The organism is Mycobacterium sp. E787 (assembly GCF_001668725.1).
Classification (GTDB): domain Bacteria; phylum Actinomycetota; class Actinomycetes; order Mycobacteriales; family Mycobacteriaceae; genus Mycobacterium.
The window spans coordinates 56523-69192 of record NZ_LZKL01000014.1 but is presented as its reverse complement, the minus strand read 5'-3'; the positions used below and the strand labels follow the sequence as shown (position 1 = coordinate 69192).

Below are 12670 nucleotides of genomic sequence, written 5' to 3'. Positions count from 1 at the left end.
GGCTACTCCCGAACATGCCTATTCGCCGTCATCGTCGTTCAGCAAGGCCGCGTTGACCAGGGCGTCGAGATCCATGTCCGCGATGTCCTTTTCGGAAGTCGCCGCGGGCGCCGCCGGACCGCCGGTGTCGGCTTCGTTCGCCAACGCCAGCAGCAGTTCCAGCACCCCGGCCTGACGCAGCCGCTTGACCGGAATGGATCCCACCACGCGCTGGATCTCGGCCTCCCCGGGCGCCGCGGCCGGGGTCTGCTGCTCCGAGCTGCCGACGAGTTCCCGGTACATGTAGCCGGCCAGCGCGGCGGAGTTCGGGTAGTCGAAGATCAGCGTCGGCGAAAGCGGAAGCCCTGTCGCGGATTTCAACCGGTTGCGCATCTCGACGGCGGTGAGCGAGTCGAAGCCCAACTCCTGGAACGCCCGGTCCGGATCGATCGACTCGGGGCTGGAGCTGCCCAGCACCGTGGCGATGTTGGAGCGCACCAGGTCCAGCAGCACCGCCTGTTGCTCGTCTTCGGGCAGGCCGTCGAGGCGCTGCAGCAGAGCCGACTTCGATTTCGCCGCGGCCAGCGAGTCGTCGACCTGCCGGCGCGTCGGCGCGTTGATCAGATCGACGAACATCGGCGGCAACGTGCCGTTGTCGAATTTGACCCGCAGCGCCGCCAGGTCGATGTGCGCGGGCAGCAGGAACGGCTCGTCGACGATCAGGGCGGTGTCCATCAACTCCAGCGCCTCGTCGGAGGACATCGCGACGATCCCGTCCCGGCCGAACCGGGCGCGATCCGCGGCGCCCAGCGCGCCGGTCATCGCGCTGGTCTGATCCCACAGCCCCCAGGCCAGTGATATCGCCGGGAGTCCCTGGTTCCGCCGGTGCACGGCCAGCCCGTCCAGGAAGGAGTTGGCGGCGGCGTAGTTGGCCTGGCCGGACGCGCCGGCCAGCCCGGCCATCGACGAAAACAGCACGAACGCAGACACATCGAGGTCGCGGGTGAGCTCGTGCAGGTTCCACGCCGCGTCGACCTTGGCGTGCAGCACCGCCTCGACGCGTTCCGGCGTCAGCGACGAGATCACCGCGTCGTCGAGCACGCCGGCCGCGTGGATCACGCCGGACAGCGGCCGCTGCACCGGGATGTCGGCGAGCACCTTGGCGACGGCCTCGCGGTCCGCGGCGTCGCAGGCGACCACCTGCACCTGGGCACCGGCCGCGGTCAACTCGGTCACCAGCTCCGCGGCGCCCGGCGCGTCGAGGCCGCGCCGGCTCATCAGGACCAGGTGGCGCGCGCCGTGCCGGGACACCACGTGGCGTGCCAACGCCGAACCCGCCATCCCGGTCGCGCCGGTGATCAGCACCGTGCCCGCCACCCAGGCGTCGGGCATGCTCATCACGACCTTGCCGACGTGCCGGGCCTGGCTCAGGTACCGCAACGCCGCGGGTGCGCGCCGGACGTCAAACCTGCTGACCGGCAACGGTTGTAGCACGTCGTCGCCGAACAGTGCCGCCAACTCGTCGAGCAGCGCCGCGATGCGCTCCGGTCCGGCCTCGAAGAGATCGAAGGCGCGGTAGCGCACACCGACGTGGTCGCGGGCGACGGCCCCGGGCTCGCGGATGTCCGTCTTGCCCATCTCCAGGAACATCCCGCCCGGGGCGACCAGCCGCAGCGAGGCGTCCACGAAGTCGCCGGACAGCGAGTCGAGCACCACGTCGACGCCCCGCCCACCGGTGACCGCCCGGAACTTGTCCTCGAAGTCGAGGCTCCGCGAGTCGGCGATGTGGTCGTCGTCAAACCCCATGGCCCGCAAGGTGTCCCACTTGCCGCGGCTGGCCGTCGCGAACACCTCCAGGCCGAGATGGCGGGCCAGCTGCACCGCCGCCATGCCCACCCCGCCCGCAGCCGCGTGCACCAGCACCCGCTGGCCGGGCTTGACGCCGGCAAGGTCGACGAGGGCGTAGGACGCCGTGGCGAACACGACCGACGCGGTCGCCGCGGCGGTGTGTGACCATCCGGCCGGCACCTTGACCAGTAGCCGCTGGTCGGTGGTGGCGATCGTCCCGGTGCCGTCGGGGAAGAGGCCCATGACGCGGTCGCCCACCGCGAAACGCGCCACACCCGAAGCGATCTCGACCACAACACCCGAGCCCTCGATACCCATGACGGCATCGGGGTCGGGGTAGAGGCCCAGCGCGATCATGACGTCGCGGAAGTTGGCCGCGATGGCCGACAGGGCGACCCGCACCTGACCGGGGCCCAGCGGCGTGTCGGCATCGGGGATCCGCTCCAGCCGCAGGTTCTCGATCGTGCCGTGGCTGCTCATGCCGAGCCGCCATGGCCCGTCGTCGGGCGGCACCAAAAGGCCGCCGACGCCGCGGCTGCCGTGCACCCGCGCGGTGTAGACCGTCCCGCCCCGCAGCACCACCTGCGGCTCGGCGGGGGCCAGTGCCGCGGCAATCGCGTCGGCGTCCAGCGGCGCATCGGTGTCGACGAGGACGATGCGGCCGGGGTGCTCGGTCTGCGCCGACCGCACCAGCCCCCACACCGCCGCGCCCGCCAGGTCGGTGACGTCCTCCCCCGGCAGCGCCATCGCGCCGCGGGTCGACACCACCAGCGTTCCGGCGCCGTCGCGGGCCAGCCACGACTGCAACACCGGCAGCACCGCGCGGGTGGCCGCGTAGACGTCCGTCACGACGTCGCCGGCCACCGGCGATGATTCGAACAGCACCGCCGATCGTTCGGTGTTCTCCGGCGGCTCGAGTTCGGTTGCCCCCCAAGCGGACAACGAGACCGGCTGCACCGCGGTGAGCGGCTGAGCCGACCAGACGACCTCGAAGAGCCGGTCCGGCCCCGAATTCGACACCGCCGCCAACAGCTGCTGATCGGTGACCGGCCGGGCCACCATCGACGCCACCGAGAGCACCGGCAGCCCCAACCCGTCGGCCAGCTCGATCGACACGGCCGACTCGCCCACCGGCATGATCCGCGCCCGCACCGCCGCCGCGCCCGCGGCGTGCAGCGACACCCGCTGCCACGAGAACGGCACCAGCATCGAACCCTCGGCGAGCTCGGCGTCGTCCGATGCCAGGATCACCGCGTGCAGCGCGGCGTCGAGCATCGCGGGGTGCACCCCGAAGCCGGTCACCGACACTCCGGCGTCCTCGGGCAGTGCGACTTCGGCGAACACCTCATCGCCGCGGCGCCACATGGACTTCAGGCCGCGGAATGCGGGCCCATACCCGTAGCCGCGCTCGGCAAGTCGCTCGTACCCGTCGCCGATATCCACCGGGACGGCCCCCACCGGCGGCCACGCCGACAGGTCCGCGGCGGGGTGCGCCGAGCCCGCGCGCAGCACGCCCTCGGCGTGCAGCGACCAGCCCGAGCCGGCGTCGCCACGCGAGAACACCGACACCGCACGGGCGCCCGAGTCGTCCGGACCGCCGACCACCACCTGAACCGCGACCGAACCACCGGCCGGCAACACCAGCGGCGCCGCCAGGTTCAGCTCGTCGACGAGCCCGCAGCCCACCTCGTCGCCGGCGCGGATCGCCAGCTCGACAAACCCGGCGCCGGGGAACAGCACGACGCCGCCGACGGCATGGTCGTTGAGCCAGCCCTGAGTGCTCGGCGACAACCGACCGGTCAGCACCACGCCGCCGGAGGCGGGCAGCTCCACCACCGCGCCCAGCAGGGCGTGTTCACCGGCGGCCAGCCCCAGCCCGGTGGCGTCGGCGGGCGCACCGTCGCCGGACAGCCAGAAGCGCCGTCGTTCAAAGGCATACGTGGGCAGCTCGACGAGGCTGCCGGTCCCCACCACCGCGCGCCAGTTGACGTCCATGCCGGCGACGAACCCGTGCGCGACGCCGGTGGTCAGGGTAACCGGCTCCGGTCGGTCCTTGCGCAGCGCCGACATCGTCGTGACGGGGGCATCCGGTAGCGATTCCTCGATCGCGGCCGTCAGCCCGCCGCTCGGCCCGACCTCGAGGAAGCGGGTGGCGCCGGCCGAGTGCACGAAGCGCACACTGTCGGCGAACCGCACCGCCTCGCGGACGTGCCGCTTCCAGTACGCCGCGGAGGCGAAGTCGTCCCCCGCCGGCTGCCCGGTGACGTTCGAGACGATCGGAATGGTGGGCTTGCCGACGGCGAGCCCGGCGGCGACGGTGCCGAATTCGTCGATCATCGGGTCCATCAGCGGGGAGTGGAATGCGTGCGAGACGGCGAGCCGGTGGACGCGGCGGCCGTCGGCGCGGAGTTGGTCCGCGACCTCGACAACCGGGCCTTCGGCGCCCGAAATCACCACCGAAGCAGGCCCGTTGACCGCCGCGATGCCCACGCCGGCTTCTTGGAACGGCGTCAGCAGCGGCCGCACCTCGTCTTCCGTGGCCTGCACGGCGATCATCGCCCCACCCGGCGGCAGCGCCTGCATGAAGCGGCCCCGGGCGGCGACCAGGACGGCGGCGTTCTCCAGCGACAGCACACCGGCGACGTGCGCGGCCGACACCTCGCCTATCGAGTGGCCCAGCACGAAATCGGGGCGCACGCCCCACGACTCGAGCAGGCGGAAGATGGCGACTTCCACGGCGAACAGGGCTGGCTGGGCGAATTCGGTGGTGTGCAGCGCAGTTTCGTCGCTGCCCCACATCACGTCGCGCAGCGGCCGCAGCAGGTGCTGGTCCAGCTCGCCCACCGCCGTGTCGAACGCCTCGGCGAACACCGGGTAGGCCGCGTGCAATTCCCTTCCCATGCCGAGTGTTTGGGCGCCCTGGCCGGGGAAGACGAAGACGGTCTTGCCGGGCGTTGCCGTGCCCTGGACGACGGATCCGGTCTCACCGGCGGCCAACTCGTCGAGGCCGGCCAGCATCCCGTCGTGACCACCGCCGACCACCACGGCGCGCTGCTCGAAGTTTGTGCGGCCCGCCAGGGACCACGCGACGTCGGCGACGTCGAGTTCGGTGTGCCGGCGCAGGTGCTCAGCCAGCCGACCGGCCTGAGAAGCCAACGCGGGCAATGACTTTGCCGACACCGGCCACGGCACCACCGGCAATGTGGCGTGTTCCGGGACGGGCGCGGCCTCGGCCGTGACGGCCTCGATGATCACGTGCGCGTTGGTGCCGCTGATCCCGAAGGATGACACCCCGGCGCGGCGCGCATGGCCGTTCGCGGGCCACGGTTGCGCCTCGGTCAGCAACGACACCGATCCCATCGCCCAGTCCACGTGCGGGCTGGGCTCGTCGACATGCAGCGTCGCCGGCAACATCTCGTGACGCATCGCCAGCACCATCTTGATCACCCCGGCCACACCGGCCGCGGCCTGCGTGTGACCCATGTTCGACTTGATCGACCCCAGCCACAGCGGCTGTGCCCTCTCTTGACCGTAGGTCGCCAACAACGCCTGGGCCTCGATCGGATCGCCCAAAGTCGTTCCGGTGCCGTGACCCTCGACCGCGTCGACCTCGGCGGGCGACAACCCCGCGTTGGCCAGCGCGGCGCGCACCACCCGCTGCTGCGAGGGACCGTTGGGGGCGGTCAACCCGTTGGAGGCGCCGTCCTGGTTGATCGCCGAACCCCGCACCACCGCCAGCACGGGATGGCCGAGCCGGCGTGCGTCGGACAACCGCTCGACCACGAGCATGCCGCCGCCCTCGGAGAACCCGGTGCCGTCGGCCGCGCCGGCGTAGGCCTTGCAGCGGCCGTCCGCCGACAACCCGCGCATGCGGCTGAACTCCACGAAGATGTCGGGCGTGGCATTGACCGTGACGCCGCCGGCCAGGGCGAGGTCGCATTCGCCCGAACGGAGCGATTGGGCCGCCATGTGCAGCGCGACCAACGACGACGAGCACGCCGTGTCCACCGACACCGCCGGGCCCTCCAGCCCCAGCGCGTACGAAATCCGTCCCGACGCCACGCTCGACGACTGCCCGGTCAGCCGGAAGCCTTCCGTGGCCGGGGCGGCGCCGATGCCGTAGCCCTGCGTGTAGACACCCGCGAACACGCCGGTGGCGCTGCCGCGCAATCCGCCGGGCTCGATTCCGGCGCGCTCCAAGGCTTCCCAGGACAACTCGAGGAACAGCCGCTGCTGGGGATCCATGGCCAGCGCCTCGGTGGGCGTGATGCCGAAGAACGCGGGATCGAAATCGGCGACACCGTCCACGAAGCCGCCGGTGCGGGTGTAGCAGGTGCCCGGAACGTCGGGATCCGGGTTGTACAGCCCGGCCAGGTTCCACCCGCGATCGGTCGGGAAATCCGAGAGCACGTCGCGACCCTCGGCCAGCATGGCCCACAGATCGTCGGGCGAAGCCACGCCGCCCGGGTAACGGCACGACATGCCGACGATCGCGATGGGATCGTCGTCGGTGGCGCGAAGGACGGGAGCCTGCTTGATTTCCTGCGGCACTCCGGCGAGTTCGGTGCGCAGGTAGCCGGCCAGGCCGTTGGGCGTCGGGTAGTCGAAGATGAGCGTTGGCGAAAGGGCCAACCCCGTCGCGGTTTTGAGCCGGTTGCGCATTTCGACCGCCGTCAGCGAGTCGAAGCCCAACTCCTGGAACGCCTTGTCCGGGTCGATCGCCTCGGCGCTGGTGTTGCCCAGCACCGTCGCGATGTGCGAGCGCACCAGGTCCAGCAGGACGGCGTGCTGCTCCGCCTCGGGCAGCCCGTGGAGGCGGTGCGCCAGCGCCGATTTCGACTTGGCGGCCGCCAGCGAGTCGTCGACCCGGCGCCGGGTCGGGGCGCTGAGCAGGTCGGCGAACATCGGTGGTACCGCGACGGCATGGGCGCGCAGCGCACCGAGGTCGATCCGGGCGGGCGCCAGGAACGGCTCGTCGACGATCAGCGCGGTGTCGAACAACTCCATCGCCTCGGCCGACGACAGCGCCAGGATCCCGTCGCGGCCCAGCCGGGCGATGTCGGCCGCGCCCAGCCCACCGGTCATGTCGCTGGCCTGATCCCACAGGCCCCAGGCCAGTGAGATCGCGGGCAGCCCGTGCGCCCGCCGATGCGACGCCAACCCGTCCAGGAACGCGTTGGCCGCCGCGTAGTTACCCTGGCCCGACGAACCCACCAGCCCGGCCATCGACGAAAACATCACGAAGGCAGACAGATTCAGGTCGCGGGTCAACTCGTGCAGGTTCCACGCCGCGTCGGCCTTGGCGCGCAGCACCGCGTCGATGCGCTCCGGCGTCAACGAGGTGACCATCGCGTCGTCCAGCACGCCCGCGGCATGAATCACGCCGGAGAGTAACGGGATGTCGGCGATCACCCGTGCCAGCGCGGCGCGGTCCGCCGCGTCGCACGCGGCCACCCGGACCCGGGCGCCGGTCGCCTCCAGCTCGGCGACCAGTTCGGCCGAGCCGGGCGCGTCCGCGCCCCGGCGGCTCAGCAGCACCAGGTCGCGGACGCCGTGGTGCCCCACCAGGTGGCGGGCCAGCGCCGAACCCGCCATGCCGGTGCCGCCGGTGATGAGCACCGTGCCCGCACTCAGCCCGGCACCGGGCGCAGAAGGCAACGTCATCACGACCTTGCCGATGTGGCGGGCCTGGCTCAGGTAGCGCAGCGCGGCGCGCGCGCGGCGCACGTCAAACGTCGTGACCGGCAACGGCTTGAGGATCCCGGCCTCGAACAACCCGGCGAGCTCCAGCATCCACTGATGCATCCGGGGGCGGCCGGGCTCGAACAGGTCGAAGGCCCGGTAGCGCACACCCGGGTATTCCCGGGCGACCGCACCCGGGTCGCGGATGTCGGTCTTGCCCATCTCCAAGAACACGCCGCCCGGGGCGACCAGCCGCAGCGAGGCATCGACGAATTCGCCCGCCAGCGAGTCGAGCACCAGGTCCACGCCTCGCCCGCCGGTGACCGCCCGGAACTTCTCCTCGAACTCCAGGCTGCGGGAATCCGAGATGTGGTCGTCGTCGAAGCCCATGGCCCGCAAGGTGTCCCACTTGCCGCGGCTGGCGGTGGCGAACACCTCCAGGCCCAGATGCCGGGCCAGCTGAACCGCGGCCATCCCCACGCCGCCGGCGGCGGCGTGCACCAGCACCCGCTGTCCGGGCCGCACCTCGGCCAGGTGGATGAACGCCATGTACGCGGTGGTGAAAACCGCGGAGATGCCGGCGGCTTCGGCGTAGGACCAGTCGGCCGGCATCGGCAGCAGCAGGCGCACGTCGCCGGGCACCAGCGTGCCGCTGCCGTCGGGAAAGAATCCGTACACCGAATCGCCGACGGCGAACTCGGTGACCCCGGGCCCCACCTCGACCACCACGCCGGCGCCTTCGCCGCCGAGCAGGGCGTCGTGGGTGAACATGCCCAGGGTGATCATGACGTCGCGGAAGTTGGTCGCGATGGCGCGCAAAGCCACCCGGACCTGGCCCGGTTCCAGCGGGGCGTCGGCGCCCGGAACCGGCTCCAGTTGCAGGTTTTCGAAGGTGCCCGCGCTACTGATGCCGAGCCGCCAGGGCCCGTCCGCCGGGGGCGCCATGATGCCGTCGACGGCGCGGCTGCCGCGTACCCGCGCGGTGTACGCCTTGCCGTCGCGCAGCAGCACCTGGGGCTCTCCGGCGGCGAGGACGGTCGCGACCGCGTTATCGTCAAGCGCCGCATCGGAATCCACCAGCACGATGCGCCCGGGATGCTCGGTCTGCGCCGACCGGACCAGCCCCCACACCGCCGCGCCGGCCAAATCGGTCACGTCGTCCCCCGGCAACGCCATCGCGCCTTGCGTCGCGACGACCAGGACCCCGGAGTCGTGCTGGGTCAGCCAGGATTGCACGGCGGCCAGCGCCCGGTGCGTGCGCTCGTATGATCCGGCGACCGGATCGTCGCCGGCCGCAACCGATTCGAATACCTCGTGGGAGGGCGGCTCGGCGTTGGTGTTGAGCGTCGCGGGCGCCCAGTGCACCTCGAACAACCGGTCCGGGCCCGCGCCCGACACCGCCGCGCGCAGCTGCTGCTCGCTGACCGGACGGGCCACCATCGCCCGCACCGAGAGCACCGGCAGCCCCAGCCCGTCGGCGAGCTCGATGGACACCGTCTTCGAGGCCGCCGAACTTCCGGCCGGCGCGATGCGGGCGCGGACGGCCGAGGCGCCCGCGGCGTGCAACGTCACGCCCTGCCAGGAGAACGGCAACACCACTTCGTCGGGCTGGCCGGCGATTTGGTCGGCCACCGCCAGGGCGTGCATCGACGCGTCGAGCAGGGCGGGGTGCAAGCCGAACCCGTTGACGCCGCCGGCGGCCTCCGGCAGCCGCACCTCGGCGAAAACCTCGTCGCCGCGGACGTATGTGGCGGTCATCCCCTGGAACGCGGGGCCGTAGCCGTACCCGAGCGCCGCCAACCGCGCGTAGCAGTCGGCGGCGTCGGCCGCGACCGCGCCCGCCGGCGGCCACACCGACAGCTCCGCGACCGGCTCGACCGACCCTGTGCTGACGATGCCCTCGGCGTGGCACACCCAGCCGGAGCCGGCGTCGGCGCGCGAGAAGATCGACACGCTACGCCGGCCGCCTTCCTCCTCGGCGCCGACCACGACCTGCACGGCCACCGAGCCGGACCCGGAACCCTTGTCCGGCAACATCAACGGCGCCTGCAGCGTCAGTTCGTCGACCGTCGCACAACCGACCTCGTCGCCGGCGCGGATCGCCAGCTCCACGAATCCGGCGCCGGGGAACACGGCCACACCGGATACGGCGTGGTCGGCCAGCCAGCCGTGCAGGCTCGGCGACAACCGGCCGGTCAGCACCACCCCGCCCGAGGCCGGCAACTCCACGACCGCGCTCAGCAGCGGGTGCTCGCTGGTCGCCAGCCCCAGGCTTGCGGCGTCCGCGGCGATGCCCTCGCCGGACAGCCAAAACCGCCGGCGGTCGAAGGCGTAGGTCGGCAGCTCCACGAAGCCGGCGCCGCCCAGCACGCCCCGCCAATCCACGCCCACCCCCGCGGCGAACGCGGTCGCCGCGGAGGTCAGGAACCGCTCGAGCCCACCGTCATCGCGGCCCAACGTGGGAACGACGAGCGCTTCGCTGTCTCCACCGCAAGCGTTGGCGGTGTCTTCGATCCCCGCGATCAACGCGGGATGCGGGCTGGATTCGATGAAGGTCCGGTACCCGTGCTCGCACGCGCTGCGCACCGCCTGGTCGAACTGAACGGTCTGCCGGAGGTTGCGATACCAGTAGTCGGCGTCCAAACCGGCCGTGTCCAAACGGTTTCCGGTCACCGTCGAGAAGAAGGCCGTGCGCGAGGACCGCGGCTCGATGCCGGCCAGAACCTCGGTGAGCTCGCCGCGGATCGCCTCGACCTCGACCGAATGCGAGGCATAGTCCACCTCGATCCGCCGCGTGCGCAGCTCGAGGTCGGCGCAGAAGCCGACGAGTTCGTCCAGCGCCGTGCCGTCACCGGACACCACGACGGCGGACCGGCCGTTGACGGCGGCGATGCTGACCCGGCTGCCGTAGGGCGCCAACAACTCTCGCGCCCGTTCGGTGCTGCACGCGATGGACAGCATGCCGCCCGGGCCGGCCAGCGACCTCAGCAGCTTGCTGCGCAACGTGACCACCCGCGCCGCATCCCGCAACGACAGCGCACCGGCCACGTAGGCCGCCGCGATTTCGCCCTGCGAGTGCCCGATCACCGCGTCGGGACTCACCCCGACGGACTTCCACAGTTCGGCCAGCGACACCATCACCGCGAACAGCACCGGCTGCACGACGTCCACGCGGTCCGGGGCCGGTGCGCCGGGCGCGCCGCGCAGCACGTCGGTCAGCGACCAGTCGACGAATTCGGCGAAGGCCTGCGCGCACGCCTCGATCTGTTGCGCGAAAATTGTTGCGGTGTCGAGCAATTCGACACCCATGCCGGCCCATTGGGAACCCTGGCCGGGGAAGACGAAGACGGTCTTGCCCGCGGGCGCGGCGGTACCGCGAATGACCGACATGGGCGCCTCGACGTCAGAGGCGGCCAGCTCGTCCAGGCCGGCCAGCAACCGGTCCCGGTCGCCGCCGACCACGACGGCGCGGTGCTCGAAGGCGGTCCGGCCGGCCAGGGTCCACGCCACGTCGGCGACATCGAGATCGCCCTGGGCGCGCACATGAGCGGCGAGCCGGGCGGCCTGAGACCGCAACGCGGGCACAGACTTTGCCGACACCGCCCACGGCACCACCGCGGGCTTCGGGCCGGGCTGCGGCACCTCGACCGCGGGGACGGCCTCCACGATCACGTGGGCGTTGGTCCCGCTGATCCCGAACGACGAGATGCCCGCCCGCCGAGCCCGGTCGCCGACCGGCCAGGGCCGCGCCTCGGTGAGCAACGACACCGCGCCCGCCGACCAGTCCACGTGCGGGCTGGGCCGATCGACGTGCAGGGTAGCGGGCAGCGTCTCGTGGCGCATCGCCTGCACCATCTTGATCACGCCGGCGACACCCGCGGCGGCCTGCGTGTGGCCCATGTTCGACTTGATCGAGCCCAGCCACAGCGGCTCGCTGCGGTCCTGGCCGTAGGTCGCCAGCAACGCCTGGGCTTCGATCGGGTCGCCCAGCGTCGTGCCGGTGCCGTGGCCCTCGACCACATCCACGTCGGCCGTCGACAACCCGGCGTTGGCCAGCGCGGCGCGCACCACCCGCTGCTGCGACGGGCCGTTGGGCGCGGTCAGCCCGTTCGACGCGCCGTCCTGGTTGACCGCGGAACCCCGCACCACCGCGAACACCGGGTGGCCCAGCCGCTGGGCGTCCGACAACCGTTCGACGACCAGCATGGCGCCGCCCTCGGACCAACCGACCCCGTCGGCCGCGCTGGCGTAGGCCTTGGAGCGGCCGTCGGGCGCCAGCCCACGGTGGCGGCTGAACTCCACGAAGACCGTCGGCGTGGCGTTGACCGTCGCGCCGCCGGCCAGGGCCAGGTCGCACTCCCCCGACCGCAGCGACTGCACCGCCATGTGCAGCGCGACCAGCGACGACGAGCACGCCGTGTCGACCGACACCGCCGGGCCCTCCAGACCCAGCACGTACGACACCCGACCGGAGGCGACGCTGGACGTCATGCCGGTGAGCCGGTAGCCCTCGATCTCCTCGGCCAACATGCCGTAGCCCTGCACGATGAGTCCGGCGAACACCCCGGTGGCGCTGCCGCGCAGCCCGCCGGGATCGATCCCGGCCCGCTCCAGCGCCTCCCAGGACAGCTCCAGCAGCATCCGATGCTGGGGGTCCATCGCCAGCGCCTCGCTGGGCGCGATGCCGAAGAACGCCGCGTCGAAGTCCGCGACGCCGTCCACGAAGCCGCCGCTGCGGGCGTAGGTCTTGTGGCGCGCGTCGGGATCGGGGTCGTACAGCCCCGCCACGTCCCAGCCGCGGTCGGTGGGGAACTCGGTGATCACGTCGCGGCCGTCGGCCACCATCCGCCACAGGTCTTCCGGCGTTTCGACGCCGCCGGGGAAGCGGCACGACATACCGACGATGGCGATCGGCTCGCTCGACCGCTCCAGCAGCGCACGGTTGGTGCGCTTCAGGCGTTCCACCTGGACCAGCGCCTTGCGCAGCGCCTCGGTCGCATGCTGGAGTTGGTCCGCCATCACTAACCTCGCCTAACCCTCACCCGGCAGGTGGCCGTCCGCAGCCGCCGGATGCGGCCCCGCTGAACGCCCTGGCCGAGTCGCGGAAGTTGCTGCACGAATCGGTCTCGTGGATTTTTCGACCAGCCCCAACAAGCTTCGT

General features: G+C 71.9%; 1 protein-coding gene. It reads right to left on the bottom strand.

What is annotated here, in order from left to right:
• Positions 1–18: 18 nt before the first annotated feature.
• Positions 19–12528, bottom strand: coding sequence for a type I polyketide synthase (locus tag A5705_RS01705; RefSeq protein ID WP_068274843.1), 12510 nt, complete (start codon positions 12526–12528; stop codon positions 19–21).
• Positions 12529–12670: the final 142 nt, after the last annotated feature.